Source organism: Aliiroseovarius sp. Z3, assembly GCF_029105185.1.
Taxonomy (GTDB): domain Bacteria; phylum Pseudomonadota; class Alphaproteobacteria; order Rhodobacterales; family Rhodobacteraceae; genus Aliiroseovarius.
Map to the genome: position 1 here is coordinate 552192 of NZ_JAFMZK010000001.1, position 23801 is coordinate 575992.

The 23801-nt window shown below is 60.5% G+C and carries 19 protein-coding genes; 8 read left to right on the forward strand and 11 right to left on the reverse strand.

Translation table 11 applies throughout. From position 1 onward, the window contains the following. Window positions 1-46: 46 nt before the first annotated feature. The 9 genes from murD to J3R80_RS02815 all read right to left on the reverse strand — a co-directional run bounded on the left by murD (window position 47) and on the right by J3R80_RS02815 (window position 11030). Window positions 47-1456, reverse strand: a complete 1410-nt coding sequence (murD, locus tag J3R80_RS02775; protein WP_275392214.1) for a UDP-N-acetylmuramoyl-L-alanine--D-glutamate ligase — start codon at window positions 1454-1456, stop codon at window positions 47-49. 157 nt (window positions 1457-1613) lie between these two features. Beyond that, on the reverse strand, window positions 1614-2696 hold the full coding sequence (gene mraY, locus J3R80_RS02780; RefSeq protein ID WP_275392215.1) for a phospho-N-acetylmuramoyl-pentapeptide-transferase: 1083 nt from the start codon (window positions 2694-2696) through the stop codon (window positions 1614-1616). Between the two features lie 21 nt (window positions 2697-2717). Then, on the reverse strand, window positions 2718-4133 hold the full coding sequence (gene murF, locus J3R80_RS02785; protein ID WP_275392216.1) for a UDP-N-acetylmuramoyl-tripeptide--D-alanyl-D-alanine ligase: 1416 nt from the start codon (window positions 4131-4133) through the stop codon (window positions 2718-2720). Continuing rightward, window positions 4130-5620 (reverse strand): UDP-N-acetylmuramoyl-L-alanyl-D-glutamate--2,6-diaminopimelate ligase, encoded by a 1491-nt coding sequence (locus J3R80_RS02790; protein ID WP_275392217.1) that lies wholly within the window; start codon window positions 5618-5620, stop codon window positions 4130-4132. Before J3R80_RS02790 ends, murF begins: the two co-directional genes overlap by 4 nt. 20 nt (window positions 5621-5640) lie before the next feature. Continuing rightward, complete coding sequence (locus tag J3R80_RS02795) at window positions 5641-7437, reverse strand: penicillin-binding protein 2 (RefSeq protein WP_275392218.1); 1797 nt, start codon at window positions 7435-7437, stop codon at window positions 5641-5643. Further along, window positions 7434-7775 (reverse strand): cell division protein FtsL, encoded by a 342-nt coding sequence (locus tag J3R80_RS02800; RefSeq protein ID WP_275392219.1) that lies wholly within the window; start codon window positions 7773-7775, stop codon window positions 7434-7436. The genes J3R80_RS02795 and J3R80_RS02800 overlap by 4 nt, the downstream gene beginning before the upstream one ends. Then, a complete protein-coding gene (gene rsmH, locus J3R80_RS02805) occupies window positions 7775-8773 on the reverse strand; it encodes a 16S rRNA (cytosine(1402)-N(4))-methyltransferase RsmH (RefSeq protein ID WP_275392220.1) in 999 nt (332 codons plus the stop codon). The genes J3R80_RS02800 and rsmH overlap by 1 nt, the downstream gene beginning before the upstream one ends. Window position 8774: 1 nt before the next feature. Continuing rightward, window positions 8775-9290: a division/cell wall cluster transcriptional repressor MraZ gene (gene mraZ / locus J3R80_RS02810; RefSeq protein ID WP_275392221.1), complete on the reverse strand. Its 516-nt coding sequence runs from the start codon at window positions 9288-9290 to the stop codon at window positions 8775-8777. Window positions 9291-9953: 663 nt separating this feature from the next. Continuing rightward, window positions 9954-11030, reverse strand: a complete 1077-nt coding sequence (locus J3R80_RS02815; protein ID WP_275392222.1) for an Mrp/NBP35 family ATP-binding protein — start codon at window positions 11028-11030, stop codon at window positions 9954-9956. Between the two features lie 464 nt (window positions 11031-11494). Here J3R80_RS02815 and J3R80_RS02820 point away from each other — a divergent pair, with 464 nt between their 5' ends. Beyond that, window positions 11495-11710, forward strand: a complete 216-nt coding sequence (locus J3R80_RS02820; protein WP_275392223.1) for a DUF1127 domain-containing protein — start codon at window positions 11495-11497, stop codon at window positions 11708-11710. 449 nt (window positions 11711-12159) lie between these two features. Continuing rightward, a complete protein-coding gene (locus tag J3R80_RS02825) occupies window positions 12160-13425 on the forward strand; it encodes a SulP family inorganic anion transporter (RefSeq protein WP_275392224.1) in 1266 nt (421 codons plus the stop codon). Between the two features lie 4 nt (window positions 13426-13429). Here the strand turns inward: J3R80_RS02825 and J3R80_RS02830 are convergent, their stop codons facing one another. Continuing rightward, a complete protein-coding gene (locus J3R80_RS02830; RefSeq protein WP_275392266.1) occupies window positions 13430-15745 on the reverse strand; it encodes a UvrD-helicase domain-containing protein in 2316 nt (771 codons plus the stop codon). A gap of 309 nt (window positions 15746-16054) precedes the next feature. On the opposite strand from J3R80_RS02830, the gene topA reads away from it, so the two are divergent. The 4 genes from topA (at window position 16055) to J3R80_RS02850 (ending at window position 20826) form a co-directional block, all read left to right on the forward strand. Then, window positions 16055-18613, forward strand: a complete 2559-nt coding sequence (gene topA, locus J3R80_RS02835) for a type I DNA topoisomerase (protein WP_275392225.1) — start codon at window positions 16055-16057, stop codon at window positions 18611-18613. 179 nt (window positions 18614-18792) lie between these two features. Further along, window positions 18793-19350 (forward strand): L,D-transpeptidase, encoded by a 558-nt coding sequence (locus tag J3R80_RS02840; protein WP_275392226.1) that lies wholly within the window; start codon window positions 18793-18795, stop codon window positions 19348-19350. A gap of 148 nt (window positions 19351-19498) precedes the next feature. Continuing rightward, a complete protein-coding gene (locus tag J3R80_RS02845; RefSeq protein WP_275392227.1) occupies window positions 19499-20194 on the forward strand; it encodes a CoA transferase subunit A in 696 nt (231 codons plus the stop codon). Between the two features lie 2 nt (window positions 20195-20196). Then, on the forward strand, window positions 20197-20826 hold the full coding sequence (locus tag J3R80_RS02850; RefSeq protein ID WP_275392228.1) for a 3-oxoacid CoA-transferase subunit B: 630 nt from the start codon (window positions 20197-20199) through the stop codon (window positions 20824-20826). Between the two features lie 61 nt (window positions 20827-20887). Here the strand turns inward: J3R80_RS02850 and J3R80_RS02855 are convergent, their stop codons facing one another. Beyond that, the gene (locus J3R80_RS02855; protein ID WP_275392229.1) at window positions 20888-21991 is read right to left on the reverse strand and encodes a TIGR03032 family protein; all 1104 of its coding nucleotides are present in this window, start codon (window positions 21989-21991) and stop codon (window positions 20888-20890) included. A 115-nt stretch (window positions 21992-22106) separates the two neighbouring features. Here J3R80_RS02855 and J3R80_RS02860 point away from each other — a divergent pair, with 115 nt between their 5' ends. Together J3R80_RS02860 and J3R80_RS02865 are read left to right on the forward strand one after the other, a co-directional pair. Further along, window positions 22107-22601, forward strand: coding sequence for a toxin-activating lysine-acyltransferase (locus J3R80_RS02860; RefSeq protein WP_275392230.1), 495 nt, complete (start codon window positions 22107-22109; stop codon window positions 22599-22601). 162 nt (window positions 22602-22763) lie between these two features. After that, window positions 22764-23780, forward strand: a complete 1017-nt coding sequence (locus tag J3R80_RS02865; RefSeq protein WP_275392231.1) for a Hint domain-containing protein — start codon at window positions 22764-22766, stop codon at window positions 23778-23780. Window positions 23781-23801: the final 21 nt, after the last annotated feature.

Sequence of the window (23801 nt, forward strand, 5' to 3'; positions counted from 1 at the left end):
ACAAGGGGTTTTCGTCAAAGTTCGTATGCCGCGGAATACAGGCGACCTAGCCGAGGGACAAAAGCACGGCAACCCGTTGCGTGAAATCCTCGCCGCGTTTTTCGAAGTCCGGATACTGATCAAAGCTGGCGGCGGCGGGAGCCAGAAGAACGGTGTCACCAGATTGGGCTTCCTCGGCGGCGCGCGTCACCGCCTGCGCCATCGTTTCACAGACCTCGTGCGGCACATCACCCAACTGCAACGCAAACTCGCGGGCGGAATGACCGATCAGATAGGCCTTGGTGACGCCCAACAAATCCTCGGCGGTCAGGCTTTCGATGCCACCGTCTTTGCCCAATCCGCCTGCTATCCATCGAATGTTGCGGAACGCGGAAAGCGCCGCACGTGCACTGTCCACATTCGTTGCCTTGCTGTCATTGACGAAGGCCACGCCGCCTTTTTCCCCCACCAGTTGCGACCGGTGTGGCAAGCCCTTGAAAGCATGAAACGCGGTCTCGATCTGCTTTGGCGACAGGCCCAGCGTGCGGCAAGCGGCATAGGCGGCGCAGGCATTCTGATGGTTGTGGGCGCCCGGCAAGCCCTTGATCTTGCGCAGGTCAATTGACCCCACCTGACGGCCCTTGCGGTATTCCGCCAGGAACCCTTTACGCGCGAAGACCTGCCAACCCGGCCCGGTCAACTTGCGATCCACCGAGATGCGGATGACGCGATCATCCGACGGCCCTTCCGACAGTTGGCCGGCCAGATACACGCCCTCGGCCTCGTCCACACCGATGACGGCGCGGTCGGGGCCACCTTCGGCAAACAGGCGGCGTTTGGCGGCGAAATAGCCGCCCATACCGCCATGCCGGTCCAGATGATCGGGCGACAGGTTGGTGAAAACGGCCACGTCCGGGGTCAGGGCGCGCGCCAGATCGGTCTGGTAACTGGACAGTTCCAATACCACGACTTCGCCATCATGGGCCGGGTCAATATCCAGGACCCCACGCCCGATATTGCCTGCCAGCTGCGTCGGTCGACCGGATTGTTCCAAAATGTGATGGATCAGCGCCGAGGTCGTCGATTTCCCGTTCGAGCCAGTGATCGCGACCACTTTGGGCATGGTGTCGAAACTGTCCCAATCGTGACTTGCGAAGCTGCGGAAAAACAGCCCGATGTCATTATCGACCGGCACGCCTGCCTCCATCGCGGCGGCGATGATCTTGTTGGGTTCAGGGTAAAGATGGGGAATGCCGGGGCTGACGATCAGGGCGGCAACGTCTTGCCAGGCATCTGCGCGGGTCAGATCGTGCAGGATCAAAGCCTGCCCCTCGGCGCGGTCGCGGGCCTCAAGGCTGTCATCCCAGCAAAGCGCCTCGGCCCCGCCTTCTTCCAACGCATGGGCCGTGGCAAGCCCGGACCGTCCCAGCCCAAGAACCGCAACCTTCTGCCCTTCATATCCTTTGACCGGGATCATCCGCGTCCTCCACCTTCGTTACATCATGGCTAGACCAGAGCGCGCGGAAACGAAAGCCCTTGCCGCCTGATGCGGCACAGGAAAGGGGCGTTGCCCCTCGGCGCGCGCATACGCGCGCCTCACCCCAGGATATTTCAGGCCAGAAGAAACAGCGGGGTCAGCGCACTTTCAGCGTCGCCAGCCCGATCAGAGCCAGGATCAGAGAAATGATCCAGAAGCGGATGACGATCTGTGGTTCCTGCCATCCCTTGTGTTCGAAATGGTGGTGGATCGGGGCCATCAGGAACACGCGGCGCCCGGTGCGTTTGTAATAGAGCACCTGGATGATGACCGACAATGCCTCGACCACGAAGAGACCGCCGACGATGGCCAGCACGATCTCGTGCTTAGTGGCAACCGCAATGGCGCCAAGCGCGCCACCCAGAGCCAGCGATCCGGTGTCGCCCATGAAAACCGCAGCCGGTGGGGCGTTGTACCACAGAAAGCCCAGCCCGCCGCCGATCAGCGCCGAGGTAAAGATGAACAGCTCGCCCGTGCCCGGCACATAGTGGACATCCAGATATTCGGTGAAGTCGACACGGCCGACCGCATAGGCGATCACACCCAATGTGCCTGCTGCGATCATCACCGGCATGATCGCCAACCCGTCCAGACCATCCGTCAGGTTCACCGCATTGGCGGCACCGACGATGACGATCATCACGAAGGGAATGAAGAACATCCCCATGTTCAAAAGCGTATCCTTGAAGAACGGCAGGGCCAGTTGAAACTGGAGCCCCTCGGGGTGGCAGATCGACGCCAGATAGCCCGCAATCGCTGCTATCAGCAGCCCCAGCGCCATGCGCAGCTTGCCCGACACCCCATCGGTCGTCGCTTTGGAGACTTTGGCGTAATCATCGGCAAACCCGATCAATCCAAAGCCATAGGTGACGAATAGCGTGATCCAGATATAGGGATTGTCCAGCCGCGCCCATAACAAGGTCGAAACCAGAAGCGCCGACAGGATAAGCAAGCCGCCCATCGTTGGCGTCCCCTGCTTTTCCTTATGGCTTTCCGGGCCATCATCACGGATCGGCTGCCCTTTGCCCTGCCTGCGGCGCAGGATATTGATCAGCGGTTGGCCAAAAATGAACCCAAAGACAAGGGCGGTGAAAAAGGCCCCGCCGGATCGGAAAGTGATATAGCGAAACAGGTTGAAAACATCGCCACCATCCGAGAACTCGGTCAACCAATACAACATATAGTGGGTCCCTTTTTGGAATTAACGAAGCGATTGACCCATTTTGCGGATCGCGTCAACTGTTTGAGATACCAAAGAGCCTTTTGACCCCTTCACCAGCACCACGTCACCTGCGTCGATCAGCCGGTGCACCTGCGCTGACATGCCGGCGGCGGTGTCGACCCACAGCCCTTGCTGATCCCCGTCCAATCGCGCCCAGAGCGCCTGCATCCGTGGCCCCACGCAATGCACCTGATCAATGGCCGGGATAAACGGCAGATCGGCCAGATCGGCGTGCAGCTGGACCTCGTCCGGGCCAAGCTCCAGCATGTCGCCCAGTATGGCGATGCGGCGGCCTTTCTGGATGCGACCCACACCGTTTACGGGCTGCATGGCGCCCAGAACCTCCAATGCGGCGGCCATCGAGGTTGGGTTGGCGTTGAACGCGTCGTCGATCAGGGTCACGGACAGGCCTTCGGGCGCGTCCAGTATGATTTCTTCGCGTGTGCCGCGCCCGGTTGGCGGTTGCCATTGGGTCATGGCCCGCGCGGCCAACGTCGCATCCGCGCCCAGCGCACGCGCGGCGACCAGCGCGCCCAACGCGTTCATCGCGAAATGTCGCCCGGGCGACGCGATCTTGAACAACTGCTCCTCGCCCGCGATCATTGCTTTGCAGATTGTGGCATCGGGCGTCAGCGAAACATGGGTCAACCGGTGGTCATTGCCGTCGCCTTCGCCGAAACATTCGATGTCATGCCCATCGGCGGACGCCGCAAGAACTGGTGTCGTGTCCAGATCTCCGTTGATCACGGCGATGCCTTCGGGTTCCAAGCCTTCGAAAATCGCGCCTTTTTCGCGAGCGATCCCGGCAAGGTCGTCGAAGGCCTCCAGATGGGCGGCGGCGACGGTGGTGACCATGGCCACATCTGGTCGCGTCAGGCGCGCCAGCGGGCCGATCTCACCCGGATGGTTCATTCCAATCTCGATGATTGCAAACTCTGTATCCTCGGGCATGCGGGCCAGCGTCAGCGGCACCCCCCAGTGGTTGTTATAGCTGGCCTCGGCGGCATGGGTGCGGCCTTGTGACGACAAAACCGCGCGCAGCATTTCCTTGGTGGATGTCTTGCCGACCGATCCCGTCACCGCGACCACGCGCGCCTGCGTGCGGGCGCGCCCTGCACGCCCCAGCGCCTCCAACGCGGCCAAGACATCGTCAACGATCAACAGGGGCGCATCGGAGGGAACGCCATCGGGAATACGGCTGACCATGGCGGCGCCTGCGCCCTTTTCCAGTGCTTGGGTCACGAACTCATGCCCATCGCGCACGTCTTTCAGGGCAACGAACAGATCGCCGGGCTGGATGGTGCGCGTATCAATCGACACACCGTCAACCGACCAGCTCCCCTGCACCTGCCCACCAGTTGCATTGGCGGCATCCTTGTCTCGCCACAAGGTCATGCCAGCCGCCCCTCAAGCGCCGCCACGGCGACCGAGGCTTGTTCGGCATCGTCAAAGGGCAGCACGTCATCCCCAACCGTCTGTCCAGTCTCATGCCCTTTGCCCGCGATCAGCAGGGCGTCGCCCGGCCCCAGCGCATCGACGCCTCGCAGGATCGCTTCGGCCCGGTCACCGACATTCACCGCCTCGGGGCAGCCAGCCATCACCATGGCGCGGATCGCGGCGGGATCTTCGCTGCGCGGGTTGTCATCGGTCACGAACACCACATCTGCATTTTCTGCCGCCGCCTGCCCCATCAGCGCGCGTTTCGAGGTATCGCGATCACCGCCCGCCCCGAACACCACCACCAGCCGACCCAGAACATGTGGGCGCATGGCGCGCAGTGCGGTTTTCAGGGCGTCAGGCGTGTGGGCATAGTCAACGAACACCGCTGCCCCGTTTTCACGAGTCGCCGCCAGTTGCATCCGCCCGCGCACGGTTTCAAGATCCTTGAACGTGTCGAACACATGCGCGGGTTCTGCTCCACAGCCAATGGCCAACCCCGCTGCCGCCAACACGTTCTCTGCCTGAAATCCACCGATCAGTTCCAACCGCGCTGTGTGCGCCACACCATTCCACGTGAACATCAGCTCTTGCCCCGTGGCGTCAAAGCGGCGGGCTTTCAATCGAAGCTCGCAATCATCGTGTTGCCCGACGCGGATCAGGTGTTGACCGCGCGCCTCGGCGATGGTGGCAATCTCGGCCCCTTTGGGGTCGTCCATGTTGACCACGGCGGTGCCGCCTTCCGGCAGGACACGGGCAAACAGCCCGGCCTTGGCGGCGAAGTATTCGTCGAAGGTTTCGTGGTAATCCAGATGGTCTTGCGTAAAATTCGTGAATGCGGCTGCCATCAGGCGCACCCCGTCCAGTCGGCGCTGCGCCAACCCGTGTGAGGACGCCTCCATCGCCGCATGAGTGACGCCTGCACCCGCCATGTCAGCCAGCACCCTGTGCAGGGTGATCGGTTCGGGCGTGGTGTGGGCCAGTGGCGCGGTAAATGCTCCTTCGACCCCGGTGGTGCCCAGATTGGCCGCCTTGATCCCCAGAAGGGTCCATATCTGGCGGGTGAAGTTGGCAACCGAGGTCTTCCCGTTGGTGCCGGTCGCCGCAACCACGTGTTCCGGCTGCGCGCCAAACCAAAGGGCTGCGGCATAGGCCAGCGCCATGCGCGGGTCTTCGGTGACGACCAAGGCGGCGTCCGATGCGTCCAGCTCAGCCTTGGCGATCTTCGCCCCTTCGGGGTCGGTCAGGATCGCCCCGGCCTGCATGCGCAAGGCATATTGAATGAACTCGCCCCCATGGACCTTTGTTCCCGGCAAGGCGGCAAACAAATGTCCGGGCTTCACATTGCGGCTGTCGACGGACAGGCCGGTAATCTCGGCCTCTTTGCCGCCACGGGCACTTAGCCCCAGTTCAGCCAGGGATTTCGTCTTCGTCTCAGCACCCATGTCAGTTCGGCCCATCCAGATCAGTTCGAGGTGAGTGTTACCCCACTTGCCGCAAGGGATTCAACGATGGGTTCCGGCTCGGGTTTCAAACCCAGAAGCGGGGCGACCCGGCGCACGATTTCAGACGCCACCGGAACGGCGGTCCAGCCAGCGGTGCGGCGCGGTTTTGGACCGGATGTCTCAACCGGCTCGTCCAGCGTGACCACCAGAACATATTTCGGATTGTCGGCCGGAAACATGCTGGCAAACGTATTGATCACCTTGTCGTCGTAATAGCCGCCCTGGGGGCGCGGTTTGTCGGCGGTTCCGGTCTTTCCCGCCACCTTGTATCCCTTCACTTCGCCGAACGAGGCGGTGCCTTCGGTGACAACCTTGCGCAACATGTCGCGTGCCGAAGCGGCCGAAGTCGCAGACATGATCCGCGGCCCGCGTGCGATACGATCCTGTTTCAGCACCGTCGGCTTTACCGCGAACCCACCATTGGCAATCGCCGCGTAACCCGCCGCCAGATGCATGGGGGTCGAGGACAACCCGTGCCCATAGGAAATCGTGACCGAGCTGAGCTTGCCCCAGTTCTTGGGCAAAAGCGGTTGCGAGCCGCGCGCCTCGACGATCTCAAACGGGGTGCGGTCGAACATGCCCAGCGATCGCAGGAAGGTCTGCTGACGTTCTGGCCCGATCTCAAGCGCCATCCGCCCGGTGCCTCGGTTCGAGGATTTGACGATGATGTCCGCGACGCTCAGCTTGCCGTAATTCTTGTTTTTGAATTCACCGATCCGGTAGCCCGCGATCTTCATCGGGATACCGGTGTCAATGATCGTGTTGGCGTTCACCAACCCCAGATCCATGGCCTGAATAGCCGTGAAAATCTTGAAGGTCGATCCAAGCTCATAGACACCCTGCACCGCGCGGTTGAACAACGGGCTGTCAGACTGATCGCCCTTGGTCAGAACACGCGGGCGTTTGTTGGGATCGAAATCCGGCAGCGAGACCACGGACACCACTTCGCCAGTATGCACATCCATCAGGATTGCGGCAGCACCCTTGGCATTCATCAGCTTCATGCCGCCATACAGCACCCGCTCAACCGCGCTTTGGATGGTCAGATCAATCGCCAGCTCCAGCGGCTTGTCGCCATTGGCGGGGTCGCGCAAATAGTCGTCGAACTGCTTTTCAACACCCGCCACGCCGATCACTTCGGCGGCGCTGACGCCTTCGCGACCGAAACTGGCCCCGCCCAGCACATGCGCCGCCAGCTTGCCATTCGGGTAAAGCCGCATCTCGCGCGGGCCAAACAGAAGCCCCGGCTCGCCGATGTCAAACACCGCCTGTTTTTGTTCGGGGCTGAGTTTCTTCTTGATCCACAGGAACTTGCGGGCGCCCGTGAAGTCCTTGATCAAGCGTTCGCGCTTCAGATCAGGGAAGATTTTCACAAGCTCATCAGCGGCCCGCAACGGGTCCACCATCAAGGGTGGCTGCGCGTAAAGCGCATGGGTCACAAGATTGGTCGCCAGAATGCGCCCCTGCCGGTCGACAATATCGGCCCGCGCGGTGGCAATCGCCGACCCCGACGCCTGCGCGCGCGGCTCCTGCGGCTCGGTCGAGGACAGCATCGCCATCCGCCCGCCAACCACCAGAAAGGCACACAGAAACAGCCCCGCCATCACCAACAGCCGCCCTTCCGAGCGCAGCCGCGACCGGTCACGGATTTCTTCATGCCGGTGGCGCAGGTTCTCGCGTTCAATCGCATCGGGATTTTCACCCTTGGCGCGGGCATCAAGAATACGGGCGAGCGGGCGCAGGGGGACACGGGTCATTGTTCAATCTCCCCAAAAACATCGAAGGTTTCTGTGATTTCCGGCAAATCCTCGTCGGGATAGGCCACCTGGTCGACCCGCCCGAACTGCTCGGGCGCGAGCGGCAGAAGGCCCAGACGGTCATAATTCAGCTCGGCCAGATCTCGCAGCCGGTCGGGGCGGTTCAGATAGGCCCATTCGGCGCGCAGCACTGCCAGTTGTTCCTGCATCTGTCCGATTTCACGCTGCAACTCCTCGACCCGATCAAGCGATGCCTGCGTTTTGTAGTTCTCGGAGTAAGCCCAATAGGCCAGCGCCATAACGACCAGGGCAGATGTGATGTAAAGCAAGCTACGCATTATGATTTATCCTTGAAGACAAGGGGTGGAAGGCCAAGTTTGCGCCGGTCGGACGGGCCGGAAGGTGCATCCGTGCGGGTGGCCACGCGCAGGCGCGACGACCGGGCGCGTGGGTTTTCGGAAAGCTCGTCAGCGTCGGGCGCAATGGCCTTCTTCGGGGTCAGTTTGAAGCGCGGCGTTTCCGCGGCCTCTTGTGGGGCATAGCGCGACCCGCCACCGCCTTCGGAGGCGCGGGCCTGCAAAAACCGTTTCACGACGCGGTCTTCCATCGAATGGAAGGTGACAACCGCCAGCTTGCCGCCGGGTTTCAGCGCACGTTCTGCGGCCTCAAGTCCGTCGATCAACTGCCCGAACTCGTCATTCACGGCGATGCGGATCGCCTGAAACGACCGGGTCGCGGGATGGCTTTGACCGGGTTTCGAGCGGGGCAGGCACTTCTCAACCACACCTGCCAGTTGCAGTGTGGTTTCAAACGGTGCCTCTGCCCGCGTCTTCACAATCGCACGCGCAATCCGGCGCGAGGCGCGTTCTTCACCGTAGTGATACAGGATGTCGGCCAGCGTTTCTTCATCCGCCTGATTAACGATGTCAGCAGCAGTGGGGCCGGATTGGCTCATCCGCATGTCCAGCGGCCCGTCGCGCATGAAGGAAAACCCGCGATCCGCCTGATCCAACTGCATCGAGCTGACGCCAAGGTCCAAAACCACGCCATCCAACGGGCGTCCGGCCAGCGTGTCCATGTCGGAAAACGTGCCTTCACAAAGGGTCAGCCTATCGCCGTAGTCCGCTGCCCAACCGGCGGCCATGTCGAACACCATCGGGTCACGGTCAATGCCGCAGACCCAGTCGGCCCCGGCGTCGAGCAATCCACGGGTATAGCCCCCCGCCCCGAACGTGCCATCCGCCCAATCGCCAGAAACAGGCGCGACCGCTTCCAAAAGCGGCCGTAGCAAGACTGGGATGTGAGGACGTTTTTCGGTGGCAGCCGGGTCGGTCATATCATCCATCCCCGCCTGATGTGGCTCCTCCGCCCAACAAGGTAAGCGGATCGAAATCCTCGGGCTGGCTGTCCAGCCATGCCTCGGCCTTGGCCATTTCGACGTTTTCGTAAGTCTCGGGCTTCCAGATCTGGAACGTATCACCGGTGGCGATGAAGAAGGCTTCGTTCTCAAGTCCGATTTTCTGGCGCAGCTTGGCAGGCAACACCAGACGACCGGTTTCATCCACCGTGGTCGGCAGCGATTGACCGTTGAACATGCGTTCAAGCGCGCGACGCTCGACCGAGCCGCGCGGCAATTGGGCGATCTGTTGATCGACCTCGTCAATCGCTTCGATAGTATAGCATTCAAGATAGTTGCGGCGATGGTCGCCGTAAACGATGACAATGTTGGGGTTCAGACCATCGGTCCAGTCGGGGTCGCCAGCCTCAAGCACACGGCGAAACAGGGCCGGGATCGAAACCCTGCCCTTCGTGTCCACCTTGTGGTGGCTTTCACCTCTGAACCTGCGTGCCACTTGCGCGGCTCCTTCACTGTCCCACTTCACTGCCCTGCCCCGAAACCGTGGGGCTGGAATAGAAACGGCGGATTGAGCTGCTGCCACTGCCCAATCCGCCGCCTGTCCCGTTTCCGGGTGTCCAGCTGCGCGCGCCACCTGGGGGGATGTCTGCTCGCGTTCGCGCCGGATCTCTTTCGTTACGATGAAGCGGGTGCCTGTATGAAACCTGACTTGGGAGTGTCACGAGGTCTTGTTGCCTCTTATGTCCCGTCCTCATCTTGTATTTAGGGATAGCTTGGGAAATCGTGGGACGCAATAGATTTTTATGGGAAATACTGCCCAGATATTGTTCTGCAGGGGTGTCAAAAACAACATGTAGCGTGTGTTTCCGCCAACATAGCGCGACACCTAGCGGAAATTGGTTGTGATAAGCACTAAATATAGTGCTGCATGTGCAGCACAAAAAAGTCCCACAATTTCCCGAAAAACTATCCCGGCAGTCGCGAATTCAGGCGAAGCAATCGCACGTAGCCCCTGCCCCGGCGACGAAATCCAACGGTGATTTGCGTTGATTCGGCGACTTTTCGCCGTTTGCCCATGGTTTCCCATGGGACTGACAAAAGGGAAGAATCAAGACGGCCCATGGTTTCCCACGGGCCACCCAGAACCTATCAGACCCGATCAGGCGATGCCGCGCGCCACCAAATCACGAGCCAGCGTCGCATAGGCCTCGGCCACCGGACCAGCGCCCGCTGCGGCCGGGGTGCCGCTGTCCCCCGCCAGACGCACATCCAGCGACAAGGGAATCTCGCCCAGGAACGGCGCACCCAGTTCGGCGGCTTCATCGCGGACGCCGCCATGGCCGAACAAATGCGCCTCGTGCCCGCAATTGGGGCAGACATAGGTGGACATGTTTTCAACCAGCCCAAGGATCGGCACCTTGACCTTGTCGAACATGTCAATCGCCTTGCGCGCGTCCAGAAGGGCGACGTCCTGCGGCGTGGACACGATAATCGCGCCAGTGATCTGGGATTTCTGCGCCAGAGTCAGCTGCACATCCCCCGTTCCGGGCGGCAGGTCGATGATCAGCACGTCCAGCGGCGCCCAGTCGACCTGAAACATCAGCTGTTGCAGCGCGCCCATCAACATCGGACCACGCCACACCACGGCCTCGCGGTCGGATTTCAGCATAAGGCCGATGGACATCATCTTGACCCCATGCGCTTCGACCGGGATCAACTGCTCGCCATCGGGCGAGGACGGGCGCTGGCTGGTGCCCATCATGCGCGGCTGGCTTGGCCCAAGGATGTCTGCATCCAAAAGGCCGACCTTGCGCCCCTGACGCGCCAGCGCCACGGCAAGGTTCGAACTGAGCGTGGATTTCCCCACCCCGCCCTTGCCCGATGCAATGGCAATCACATTCGCCACGCCCGGCACAGGCAGCGGCCCGGCTTGCGGCTTGGGATGCCCTCCGATCTTCAGATTGGGTGGTTGGGGGGCGGCTTTTGCCGGACCATGCGCCGTTAGAATGACGGACACGCGTTCGACACCGTCCAAAGCAACAACAGCGGCTTCGGCTGCGCGTCGTTGGGCTTCCATCCCCGCGGCCTGCTCGGGCGTCGGGGCTTCGATGACGAAACTTACCGCCCCGCCCTCAATGCTCAGCGCACGCACCATGTCTCGCGAAGCCAAATCCCCGCCATCCGGCAGGGCAACGGTGGACAAGGTGCCCATGATCTTCTCGCGCATATCCGACATTCGTGCCTCCTTCAGTGTCGCCCATTACTTGGCAGCTTTACCGGCGGGTGCAAGGGGATTGGTGCCAAATGCCGGTCGTCGCGCACGCCCAGACCTGCGGTGAGTCGCCCTGGGGGCCGTCCGCATCACGGCTTTGATCCGCACACCTCGCCTTGGATCTGAGCGCACCGGGTAAAAAATAAGCACCCGATAGCTGACCTAAAGTTAACGCCAACATCTTGCCTTCTGCGCCGCAGCAATTTACCTAGCGTCAGCGCACAAAATGTCAGCAAACGTTTAATATTATGGCATTTTTATGTATGCACCAACCGCATACCGGCTTTGATTAAGCGAGGTATTGTGCATCTGCAGCATTGGCCCCATCTTGTGTCTCGAGGCGACGATGTGAGCGCCAACAGAAACAACAGCGGCCCAGCCGCCCCGCCCCGCAGGGTTCTGCGGATGAGATGTAAGTGAGTGAAGATATGACATACGCAACAGAAATCGTTTCGGCCCCCGTCAGCATTGCAGACCGCATGGCCGCCCGTATCGCCGTTTGGAAAGAACAGCTCGAGCAACGTGCGCAGTATCGCGAAACCGTGCGCGAACTGAACGCACTGAGCGACCGTGAGCTGAACGATCTGGGCCTTGGACGCTCGTCGATCCGTTTTGTGGCTCGCATGGCCGTTTACGGCAACTAAGTTTCCTTGCCGCTACCTACCTCCTCCCAGGTGGCGGCTTTGATTGGCGGCGGGACCGACCTCCTCCCCGGTTCCGCCGCACAATCTGAAAGTTTCGGGCCTTCCTCCTCCTCCCGGAAGGTTCGTGGGTCGCGGCGGCACCTACCTCCTCCCAGGTGTCGCCGCACCCCCAAAGATCCGGTTCTTCCTCACCTCCTCCCGAGGCGGAACCGATACGGTGACGGGTCTACCTCCTCCCAGACCCCAAACCATCTGACGACGGGTCTCTACCTCCTCCCAGAGCCCCGCCTCACATAAGAGCGGCGGCGCCCACCTCCTCCCGGGCGTCGCCGTTTTCTTTTGCACGTGCGCTGAGAACACCATTCTAATGCCCCTTCGCAGGCCGACCCCTTTCCACGCGGGCGCGAAGACCGCTTGATTTTCCCGCGCGGGGCGGCATAGCTCGTCCCATGAAACCCAAGATCCTGACGACACTTGCCACCTATGACCGCGACCAGTTCCTTGGCGACCTCGTTGCTGGTGTGACCGTCGCAATGGTCGCGCTTCCGCTCAGCCTTGCGATCGCCATTGCCTCGGGGGCCGGGCCGGAAAAGGGGCTGGTGACGGCCATCGTCGCGGGGTTCCTGATTTCGCTTCTGGGCGGAAGCCGCGTTCAGATCGGTGGGCCGACCGGCGCATTCATCGTTGTGGTCTACGGAGTCATTGCCGAATACGGCTATGACGGGCTGGTTCTGGCGACATTGATGGCTGGCGGCATCATGTTGATTGCCGGCGTGATGCGCGCGGGAAATCTTGTTGCCTATGTACCGGAACCCGTGATCAACGGTTTCACGATCGGCATTGGGATCATCATCGCGGCAAGCCAGATCAAGGACCTGTTTGGGCTGACCATCGCCGAGGTGCCTGCCGAGTTCACCCACAAGATGGCCGCCCTTTGGGCCGCCCGCGACACGGTCAGCGGTGCAGCACTGGCCATCGGACTGGTGACAATGGTGCTGATTGTCTTTCTGCGACGGCTTGCCCCTCGGTTTCCGGGGCTGATCGTTGCGGTCGGGATCACATCGGCCCTTGTGGCATTGGCCTCGCTGCCGGTCGACACGATCTTCTCGCGGTTTGGTCCCCTGCCCAGCACCTTGCCCACCCCGTCCCTGCCGCAGATCAGCCTTGCGCGGATCACCGAACTGCTGCCATCGGCCATCGTCATCGCCTTTCTGGCCAGCATCGAATCGCTTTTGTCTGCGATGGTCGCGGACCGCATGATCGGTGGGAAACATCGCCCCAACGCAGAGGTTCTGGCACAGGGCTTTGCCAATATCGGGTCGGCCCTGTTTGCCGGGCTGCCCGCCACCGGGGCGATTGCGCGCACCGCAACCAATGTGCGGGCGGGCGGGCGAACGCCGGTGGCCGGGATCGTTCATGCCCTGACCATTCTGCTGGTTATGCTGCTCGCCGCCCCGCTGGCGGGCTACCTTGCCATGCCTGCGCTGGCGGGTCTGCTCATCCTGACGGCTTGGAACATGAGCGAGCCGCAGAACTGGCGCGGCTACATGCAGGGTCGCATGTCAGACCGAGTGCTGCTGCTGTTGACGCTGGTGCTGACGGTGTTTGCCGATCTGACGATCGCCATTGGCGTCGGGGTATCCATCGGGCTGGCCCTGCGCCTGCGCCGTCACAACGTAGCCATCGAAAAGGACTGGACGCCGCCCGACCGATAGGCGCTTAAAACGGCACGTCGCCTGCCTGCGCGGCGGGCACGATGAATTTCGACACGACCTTCTTGGCGCCTGCTTTGTCGAACTCGATATCCAGCTTGTCGCCTTCGATCCCCATCACCGTGCCATAGCCGAACTTGGTGTGAAACACGCGGTCGCCTTGGGTGAAGGACGACACGACGGTCGCGTCGATTACCAGCCCACGCGCCTCGTTCGGGCTGGGTTTGGCACGCAGGTTCCCCTGGGTCTGCATCCGCTTCCAACCGGGAGAATTATAGGCATCCGCCCGGCTGGCTTTATCCTCAAGCGGCGACGCGCCGAAATCACCAGACATGCCACCATAGCCACCGCCATAAAGGCCCGGCGCGGTCAGCACTTCCACGTGGTCCTCAGGGAGTTCATCGACGAAGCGCGAGGGCAGCTGCGACTGCCATTGACCATAAACGCGGCGGTTCGACGCGAAGGAAATCGTGCAGACCTCCTCGGCCCGCGTGATGCCCACATAGGCCAGTCGGCGTTCTTCCTCGAGCCCCTTCAGCCCGCTTTCATCCATCGAACGTTGGGACGGAAACAGCCCGTCCTCCCAACCCGGCAGGAACACGGCGGGATATTCCAGCCCCTTGGCCGCGTGAAGGGTCATAATCGTGACCTTCTCTTCCGCGTCTTCCGTGTCGTTGTCCATGATCAGGCTGACATGCTCCAGAAAACCCTGAAGGTTTTCAAAGCTTTCCAGCGCCTTCACCAGTTCTTTAAGGTTCTCAAGCCGCCCCGGAGCCTCGGGCGTTTTATCGTTCAGCCACATCTCGGTGTATCCCGATTCCTCAAGGATCATCTCGGCCATTTCGATATGGGTGTCTTCCTCGGCGCGCAGCTGGTTGAACCACCGGTCGAGGTTCCCGACCAGCTCGGCCAGCCCCTTGCCGCCCTTGCCCTTGATCGCGCCGCTGTCCACCGCAATACGCGCGCCTTCGACCAGCGACACACCATTGGTACGGGCGAGCGTCTGGATCGTCTGCACCGCCTTGTCGCCCAAGCCGCGGCGGGGGGTGTTCACGATGCGCTCAAACGCCAGATCATCGTCCTGCGACACGGCCAAGCGGAAATAGGCCATCGCATCGCGAATTTCGAGCCGTTCATAGAATCGCGGACCGCCGATGACGCGATAGGGTAAACCGATGGTCAGGAAGCGATCCTCAAAGGCGCGCATCTGGTGGGACGCGCGCACAAGGATCGCCATGTCGTCCAGTGATTTCGGCGCCATGCCCCGTGTGCCGGATTGCATCGCCTCGATTTCCTCGCCGACCCAGCGGGCTTCCTCGTCGCCGTCCCAATGGCCGATCAGGCGGACCTTCTCGCCGCCTTCGGCTTCGGTCCACAGCTCTTTGCCCAGACGCCCCTCGTTGCCCGCGATCACGCCCGATGCGGCCGCCAGAATATGCGCGGTCGAGCGATAGTTCTGCTCAAGCCGGACCACCTTCGCGCCCGGAAAATCCTTTTCAAACCGCAGGATGTTGCCGACCTCGGCGCCGCGCCAGCCATAGATCGACTGGTCGTCATCGCCCACGCAGCAGATGTTTTTATGCCCCGCCGCCAGAAGCCGCAGCCACAGGTATTGGGCGACGTTGGTATCCTGATATTCGTCGACAAGGATATAGCGAAACCAGCTTTGATACTTGGCCAGAATGTCTTCGTGCTGCTGGAAAATCGTGACCATGTGCAACAGCAGGTCGCCGAAATCACAAGCATTCAGCGTCTTCAGCCGTTCTTGGTATTGGGCATATAGTTCCGGCCCGCGACCGTTGAACGCCTGCGCTTCGGACGCAGGCAGCGTTTCCGGCGTCCACGCGCGGTTTTTCCAATTGTCGATCACGCCGGACAACAGCCGCGCGGGCCAGCGTTTTTCGTCGATATTGTTGGCCACGATCAACTGTTTCAGCAGTCGGATTTGGTCGTCCGTGTCCAGAATGGTGAAGTTGGTTTTCAGCCCAACCAGTTCCGCGTGACGGCGCAAGAGCTTCACGCAAATCGAGTGGAAGGTGCCCATCCACGGCATCCCCTCGACCGTCTGACCCAGCAGCCCGGCGACCCGCTCTTTCATCTCGCGTGCGGCCTTATTCGTAAAGGTCACAGCAAGGATTTCGTTGGTCCGCGCAGACCCGGTGGTCAGCAGATGCGCGATCCGCGTGGTCAGCGCTTTGGTCTTACCCGTCCCTGCCCCTGCCAGCATCAGAACCGGACCGTTCAGCGCCTCGACCGCCTCACGCTGCGCCGGGTTCAAGCCGTCCATATAGGGCGCAGTCCGCGCGCCCATAGCAGCCCCCATCGCCCGCTGCGACAGCGGCACGTTCGGCGCGCCCATCCCGTCATCGGAATCATCAATCAGGTCGTTATTCTCAATGCTGCTCATAGGCTCTTCTTAACAACGCGCGTCCCGCAGGGGAAGAGCATGTTCCACATCTGTTCCTTCCGCCCCCTAAAATGCCCTGCAACTTTCCGCCCCCTACGGGGGCGCGGCGGAATGCGCCCCTATATAAGAAGAGTGCCCATTGACAAGGTGCCCCTTCACAACACATCTAACGCCTCCAGAAAGACTGCCATTATTCCATGGTGTACCTGAGTCGAGAGGAAGTTCATGCCCGTTGTCGTCGTTGAAAGCCCGGCCAAAGCCAAGACCATCAACAAATATCTTGGGTCGGACTATACGGTGCTGGCGTCCTATGGACACGTGCGCGACCTGCCGCCCAAGGATGGGTCCGTCGACACCGACAACGAATTTGCCATGACGTGGGAGGTCGGACGCGATAGCGCCAAGCATGTGCGCGCCATTGCCGAGGCCCTGAAAGACGACAACAACCTGATCCTCGCCACCGACCCGGATCGCGAGGGCGAGGCGATTTCGTGGCACTTGGAAGAAGCCCTGCGCAAACGACGTGCAGTCAAGAAAGACACGCCGGTCAGCCGCGTGGTGTTCAACGCGATCACCAAATCCGCCGTGACCGAGGCGATGCAAAACCCGCGTGACGTGGACAGCGATCTGGTCGAGGCATACCTCGCCCGCCGCGCGCTGGACTATCTGGTGGGGTTCAACCTGTCGCCCGTGTTGTGGCGCAAGCTGCCCGGCGCGCGCTCTGCGGGCCGCGTGCAGTCGGTTTGCCTGCGTCTGATTGTTGAGCGCGAGGAAGAGATCGAGGCGTTCAAGGCGCGTGAATACTGGTCGGTCAAGGCGCTGCTGACCACCCCGCGCGGGCAGGAGTATGAGGCGCGTTTGACGGTTCTGGGCGGCCAGAAGCTCGACCGGTACGACCTTGAAAACGAAACCGCTGCCGAGTTGGCCGTTCAGGCGATTTCATCGCGCGACCTGAGTGTGCAGTCGGTCGAGGCAAAGCCTGCCACCCGCAACCCCTCGCCGCCCTTCATGACCTCGACCCTGCAACAAGAAGCCAGCCGCAAGTTCGGCTTTGGCGCGCGGCAAACCATGTCGACCGCCCAGCGCCTCTATGAAGCGGGCTATATCACCTATATGCGGACTGACGGGATCGACATGGCGCCCGAGGCTGTGGCGGCTGCGCGCGATGCCATTTCGGATCGCTATGGCAAGGATTTCATCCCGGCCAACCCGCGCATTTACAAGAACAAAGCCAAGAACGCGCAGGAAGCGCACGAATGTATCCGTCCGACGGATATGACCGTGTCCGCGAGCGATCTGGCCAAGCTGGAACCCGATCAGCGCAAGCTTTACGACCTGATCTGGAAGCGGACGCTCGCCAGCCAGATGGAAAGCGCCCGGTTTGAACGCACCAGCGTGGATGTGGGTTCGGATGACGGGCAGGTGGTGCTGCGCGCCACTGGACAAGTGGTTGTTTTCGAAGGATTCTTGAAAGTCTACGAAGAAGGCCGTGACGATCAGGTGGTGGACGAAGACGACAAGCGTCTGCCCCAGATCATGGAAGGCGAGAAGGCTGACAAGAAGACCATTTCGCCCGAGCAGCACTTCACCCAGCCCCCGCCCCGCTATACCGAGGCGACGCTGGTTAAACGCATGGAAGAGCTGGGCATCGGTCGCCCCTCGACCTATGCGTCGGTGATCACCACTATTCAGGACCGCGAGTACGTTCGCAAAGACAAGAACCGCCTGTTCCCCGAGGACAAAGGCCGGATCGTGACGATCTTCCTGATGAACTTCTTCCGCAAATATGTGGGATACGAGTTCACCGCGAATTTGGAAGAGGAACTCGACGAGATTTCGGCGGGCGACATGGGCTATAAGGAAGTGTTGGCGCGCTTCTGGCGGGATTTCTCGGCCGCGATTTCCGAGACGTCCGAGCTGCGCATTTCCGAGGTGCTGGACAAGCTGGACGCCGCCCTTGCGCCCCAACTGTATCCGCCCCGCGAAGACGGGTCCGACCCGCGTATCTGCCCCAAATGCGGCACCGGAAAGCTGCACCTGAAAACCTCGCGCACCGGTGGGTTTGTGGGCTGTGGAAACTATCCGGAATGTAACTACACCCGCCCCATCGCCGGTGAAGGGGCCGAGGGCGGCGAGCGGCTGTTGGGCGAAGACAATGGCGACGAGATCTGGCTGAAAGCCGGTCGCTTCGGCCCTTACGTCCAGCGCGGCGAACCCACGCCAGAGAACAAAAAGCCGCCTCGTGCCTCTTTGCCCAAGGGCTGGTCCAAGGACGACATCACGCTTGAGAAGGCTCTGATCCTGCTGTCCCTGCCCCGCGTGGTCGGTGAGCACCCGGATGGTGGCGAAGTTAAATCGAACTTCGGGCGTTTCGGCCCCTACATCATGCACCAAGCCGAAGGCGAGGCGAAGCCGGTTTATGTGAACCTGAAAGACCCGGCAGATGTGTTCGAAATCGGTATGAACCGTGCGGTGGAAATGCTGGCCGAAAAGCGCGCAAATCCGGGCGGGCGTGGTCGCGCGGCGGCCAAGCCCTTGAAAGAGCTGGGCGAACATCCCGAAGACGGTGGTGCGGTGAATGTGATGGACGGGCGCTATGGGCCTTATGTGAAATGGGAAAAGGTCAATGCGACCCTGCCCAAGGACGTGGAGGCCGCCGATGTGACGATGGAGATGGCGGTGGCGCTGATCGCCGAAAAGGCCGCCAAGAAGAAGCCCGCGAAGAAAAAGGCTGCGGCCAAGAAGAAACCCGCAGCGAAGAAGAAAGCGGCCAGCAAGGACTGACGCACGCCCGTTGTCCGGGGCAGGACACAACGCCCCGGATCGCCTGCAAGGGCGCGATCAGACCTGCCGGATTGTGACGATCCTGCCATTAACATTCCAACTCTCGAATTCGTGATTTGAAACCGGCGACCGGGCCGGTTTCAGTGCGGCAAAACGCAATCGAACAGTGAGCCTTACCCATGTCACACCACCTTTCGCGCCGCGCGGTCATCGCGGGGGCAACAGCCTCTTTCGCGTTGCCGGCGACCGGCCTTGCCACCCCGATCATCGAAACCGCGAAACGCAATGCGTCCAGCTTTGCCAATCAGGACTGGCAAGACCATTTCGACAAGCTCGACCGTGTGACAATCGTCTGCGACACCGTTTCACGCGCGCTGCATTACTGGAGCGCCGATGGCAGCGACTATCGTATCTATCCTTCCTCTGTGCCGATGACGGATGAGTTGACAAAGACCGGTTATACAAAAATCGTGCGCAAACGGGTGGCCCCGGACTGGACCCCGACACCCAGCATGCTGAAACGCAACCCAGACCTGAAATACACCCCGCCCGGCCCCGACAATCCGCTGGGCACCCATGCCATGTATCTGGACTGGCCTGCCTATCTGATCCACGGGACGCATGATACGCGCAAGATCGGGCGGCGCAGCTCGGACGGCTGCATCGGCCTTTACAACAGCGCCATCGCCGAGCTGTTCGAGATCACGCCGGTCGGCGCGCAGGTGCGGATCATCTGATCGCCATTCGCCGGTTTCGCACCCAGCCAAGCAGGCAAAAATGCGGCTTAGGTAGAAATACCTGAAGCCTTGCTTGGCGCTCGGGTTTCGTTGACTTTGCAACGCCCCCACGCCAGAACAGTCGCGAAACTGACGAGAGGTAACTTTCATGAAAAAGGTCTATGGCAGCGCCGCTGAAGCCCTTGACGGGCTGCTGAGCGACGGCATGCTGATTGCCGCTGGGGGCTTTGGCCTTTGTGGCATTCCGGAACTCTTGATCGACGCGCTGGTGGAAAGCGGTGTCAAGGACATCACGATTGCGTCGAACAATTGCGGCGTTGATGGCTTCGGTCTGGGCAAATTGCTGGACACCAAGCAGATCAAGAAGATGATGTCGTCCTATGTGGGCGAGAACGCCGAGTTTATGCGCCAATACCTGTCGGGCGAGCTTGAGCTGGAGTTCAACCCGCAAGGCACCTTGGCCGAGCGTATGCGCGCCGCCGGTCACGGCATCCCCGGATTCTATACCAAGACCGGCGTGGGCACCGTGATTGCCGAGGGCAAGGAAGTGAAGGTCTTCAACGGCGAGGAATATATCCTTGAGGAAGGTATCTTTGCCGACCTGTCCATCGTGAAAGCCTGGAAAGCCGATGAAACCGGCAACCTGATTTTCCGCAAGACCGCCCGCAACTTCAACCCGCCTGCCGCCATGTGCGGCAAGACCTGTGTGGTCGAAGTCGAAGAAATCGTTCCGACCGGCTCGCTCGATCCCGACGCAATCCATCTGCCGGGCATCTACGTGCATCGCATCATCCAAGGCGATCACGAGAAGCGCATCGAACAACGCACAGTGCGGGAGGCATAATCATGGCTTGGGACAGAAACCAAATGGCCGCCCGTGCGGCGCAGGAACTGCAAGACGGTTGGTATGTGAACCTCGGCATCGGCATCCCGACGCTGGTGTCGAATTTCATCCCCGACGGGGTCGAAGTCACGCTGCAATCGGAAAACGGCATGCTGGGCATGGGCCCCTTCCCGACCGAGGACGAGATCGACGCCGACCTGATCAACGCAGGCAAGCAGACCATCACCGAACTGCCCCAGACCGCCTATTTCGACAGCTCGATGAGCTTCGGCATGATCCGTGGCGGCAAGATCGCGATGGCGATCCTGGGCGCGATGGAAGTGGCCGAAAACGGCGATCTGGCCAACTGGATGATCCCCGGCAAGCTGGTCAAAGGCATGGGCGGCGCGATGGACCTTGTGGCCGGTGTTGGCCGCGTGGTGGTCGTGATGGATCACACCAACAAGCATGGCGATTCGAAAGTCCTGAAAGAATGCACCCTGCCCCTGACCGGCAAGTCGGTTGTGGACCGCATCATCACCAACTTGGGTGTGCTGGATGTGGTTGAGGGCGGTCTGAAAATCGTCGAGACCGCAGATGGCGTGACCGAGGACGAGCTGCGCGCCGCGACCGAGGCGACGATTGTCAACTAAGCCGGTTTGATAACCTTGGAAAAGGCCCCAATCGCGGGGCCTTTTTCGTTCCTGGACAGGTTTAGATATGCAGCTTCGAAGGCCGGAACATCGTGTTCAACGCGTCGCTTTCGACATCCAGAACACGTGGCTTTCGGATCGCGGGCAAAACGCAGACGTCATAGATCTCGGACGCGACGCCCTCCAGCACGATTTGATGTTCGATCTCGCCGGTATCCAGATTGATCACAGAGATCGAGCATTCCGGCTCAACCCCCATATCCTGAAGTCGCTGGTTCAGCGGGGTGCCGTCATTGCCTTCGAACACGCCACGCTGGCGGGGGCGCGAGGCGCCAACCAGCGCATAGTTTTTCCAGAACGCAACGCCGCGCGTGAACCCCGGAATGAAACAGATGGGCCGGTATTCGCCGGTTGACCGGTCAACTTCACCAAACTCACCAAGCCCGCTATTGGCAACGTAAAGGCGCCCGTTATGAAGTTGCGGAGAATGCGGCATGTGCAGACTGTCACACAGAATGTCGTTGGTCTGGACGTCAATCACAAGCCCGGAGCTTTGATCTTTCGGAAGCGCGCGCCACCCTTCAAGCGCATCGGTTTCGGCAAAACAAGTGACGTATTTCGGGGCGCCGTCTTCCAAGGCCAGACAATTCAGATGGCACCGATCCCCATAGGCAAACTCGCTGATGAAGGGCGGTTTCCAAACCGGCTCGAAACTCCATTTCTCGTGTAACCGACCGATACAGTTAAACTGACACGCCACGAAAAACACGCCCTGATCACTGACACGAAGGTCATGCAGATTGATATAGCCCGTCGTGGTCGCGCCTATCGGCGCAAACACCGCGTCGTTGCCCTGCGACATCTGGCCCTTGTCCAGAAAGTTCTCGAACCGCCAGACTTGCTTTTGGCTGGCCATCCACAACGTGCCTTTGTGAAAGCTCAGACCCATGGATCGGGGGAAGTTTGCATCCGACAACAGGAACTGCCCGGCCGCGTCGACACCGATCATGAACAGTTTTCCTATGTGATAGGTGTTGAACGCCAGCGAGATTCGATTTTTCGTCAACCAGCCGCGAAAACCGTCGCTGGGCTGCAATTGCACACGCCCCGTCGTCAGTGCGGGCGTCTTCGGAAACTCCAGATCCACTTTGGTGTTGTCATCCACGCCTGAGTCCGTCACTTTTTGCTCCACTTCCCGGTTGGCAGGCCAATACTGTTATCCAATGAAGGCGCCGTCGAGGGGAAAATAGAATGTTAAGGTTCACGTATTAGGTAGGCGCATGGCAGACGAGAGTGACACGGGCGGGCTGATCGAGGTTTCGCCGCTCTATCCCAACGAAGACGTTCTGCGAGTGTTCGGAGAACTGGCATTCCTGACCTTCTATTCAAACGTCTATCGAGACTGGTCGGCCCGCGCGATTGCAAAGGCATTCGAACCCCCGATCTATCTGAAACAATTCAACATTTACCGGGCACGCGAAGTGCCACGCGGCCTTGTCACATGGGCCAAACTGGACGCAGCGGCCGAGAAAAAGCACTTGTCAGGCACTGGACTGGATGAGTTTGACGAATGGCGGTCAGGCGATCAGCTTTGGATCATGGACATCATGGCACCATGGGGGCATGGCGCCGAAATCATCGAAAATATCAAGGCAACTGTTCAAGATGACAGCGTCAAGACCCTGCGAATCCACAAAGGGCAGAAGAAGGTTCTTGAATGGCATCGCACGCCCGGAAGCTCGAAATGGAAGATACGGTCGACGATGGTCGCGTGATATCTCACTGTCTGCCGTTATTTCCCCTTTTAGATTTCAACAAATTGCCAGACTGTTTCGGATAACGTATTGATAACTGAAATGGTGCTTCAAATATCGCACGCAAGGTATTTGGAACCACAAGTGCCACCATTTTGTTGTGCGAGTGAGGGAGATTACATCATGGTTAGTCTGTCAGGACCGACAACCGCAACGATCACCGAAGGTTTGCCCGGAACCGGCAATGTCAGTGCCAGCGGGTCGGTCACCAATACCGAACCTGGCACCTACAGCTGGATTGCCGGTGGTTATGATATTCTTTCGGCCCCCTCGTTTGGCACGCTGACCATCACGCAGAACACAGCCAACAACGAAGGCGGCTATACATGGTCTTTTGTTGTCGACAGCGATGATCCGGCGCTGGATGGCTTGGACGCGGGACAAAGTCTGAATGTGACATTCAACATCCGCGTCCGCGATACCTCGTTCAATGCGGCAAATGGCTATGCCTCGACAGTGAACGGCACGGCCGTAGTCGACACCCATCAGGTGACAATCACGATCTTCGGCGAGACCGAGGTTTGCTTTGTCCGTGGTACTGAAATCCTGACTGACCTTGGTCCGCGTCGGATCGAGACGTTGCGCGTTGGCGATCTGGTCATGACACGTGACAATGGTTTGCAACCGCTGCGCTGGATTTCCGCCTCGAAAGTATCTCGGGACCGGCGTCGCGGCAACTCGCAGCTGGATCCGGTGGCAATCGAACCCGATACATTTGCGCCCGGCGTGCCAGGCAAAACGCTACGCGTTTCGCCACAGCACCGGTTGCTTCTGGAAGGCCCGCACGTGGATCTTTTGCTGGCGCAGGATACGGCGCTTGCCAGTGCGAAAAGCCTTGTGAATGGCGACAGCATCTACGAATGCGGCGACGAGGTCGAAGATCTGGAATACTGGCACATCGTCCTCGAGCAGCACGAAATTGTCTTCGCAAACGGGTGTCCCACTGAAACCCTTCATCTGGGCGACGTGGCGCTGTCGACTCTGACCGACGCGCAGATCGAAGAGCTTTGCGCGATCTTCCCGGATCTGGCCGAACAGCAGGACGATCTGGCCCATGCCGAGTTGCGCGGGTTTGAGGGGCAGGTCATTTCACGCGCCATGAACCCGGCCCGGATGGCATCCAAGGACCACCCAATCTGACCACGCCATTCTGTTGGCACA

Excerpts from the sequence above, each read along its gene's own strand:
- murD (WP_275392214.1), bottom strand. The coding sequence starts at position 1,456 with ATGATCCCGGTCAAAGGATATGAAGGGCAGAAGGTTGCGGTTCTTGGG.
- mraY (WP_275392215.1), bottom strand. The coding sequence starts at position 2,696 with ATGTTGTATTGGTTGACCGAGTTCTCGGATGGTGGCGATGTTTTCAAC.
- murF (WP_275392216.1), bottom strand. The coding sequence starts at position 4,133 with ATGACCTTGTGGCGAGACAAGGATGCCGCCAATGCAACTGGTGGGCAG.
- J3R80_RS02790 (WP_275392217.1), bottom strand. The coding sequence starts at position 5,620 with ATGGGTGCTGAGACGAAGACGAAATCCCTGGCTGAACTGGGGCTAAGT.
- J3R80_RS02795 (WP_275392218.1), bottom strand. The coding sequence starts at position 7,437 with ATGACCCGTGTCCCCCTGCGCCCGCTCGCCCGTATTCTTGATGCCCGC.
- J3R80_RS02800 (WP_275392219.1), bottom strand. The coding sequence starts at position 7,775 with ATGCGTAGCTTGCTTTACATCACATCTGCCCTGGTCGTTATGGCGCTG.
- rsmH (WP_275392220.1), bottom strand. The coding sequence starts at position 8,773 with ATGACCGACCCGGCTGCCACCGAAAAACGTCCTCACATCCCAGTCTTG.
- J3R80_RS02815 (WP_275392222.1), bottom strand. The coding sequence starts at position 11,030 with ATGTCGGATATGCGCGAGAAGATCATGGGCACCTTGTCCACCGTTGCC.
- J3R80_RS02820 (WP_275392223.1), top strand. The coding sequence starts at position 11,495 with ATGACATACGCAACAGAAATCGTTTCGGCCCCCGTCAGCATTGCAGAC.
- J3R80_RS02825 (WP_275392224.1), top strand. The coding sequence starts at position 12,160 with ATGAAACCCAAGATCCTGACGACACTTGCCACCTATGACCGCGACCAG.
- J3R80_RS02830 (WP_275392266.1), bottom strand. The coding sequence starts at position 15,745 with ATGGGGGCTGCTATGGGCGCGCGGACTGCGCCCTATATGGACGGCTTG.
- topA (WP_275392225.1), top strand. The coding sequence starts at position 16,055 with ATGCCCGTTGTCGTCGTTGAAAGCCCGGCCAAAGCCAAGACCATCAAC.
- J3R80_RS02840 (WP_275392226.1), top strand. The coding sequence starts at position 18,793 with ATGTCACACCACCTTTCGCGCCGCGCGGTCATCGCGGGGGCAACAGCC.
- J3R80_RS02845 (WP_275392227.1), top strand. The coding sequence starts at position 19,499 with ATGAAAAAGGTCTATGGCAGCGCCGCTGAAGCCCTTGACGGGCTGCTG.
- J3R80_RS02850 (WP_275392228.1), top strand. The coding sequence starts at position 20,197 with ATGGCTTGGGACAGAAACCAAATGGCCGCCCGTGCGGCGCAGGAACTG.
- J3R80_RS02860 (WP_275392230.1), top strand. The coding sequence starts at position 22,107 with ATGGCAGACGAGAGTGACACGGGCGGGCTGATCGAGGTTTCGCCGCTC.
- J3R80_RS02865 (WP_275392231.1), top strand. The coding sequence starts at position 22,764 with ATGGTTAGTCTGTCAGGACCGACAACCGCAACGATCACCGAAGGTTTG.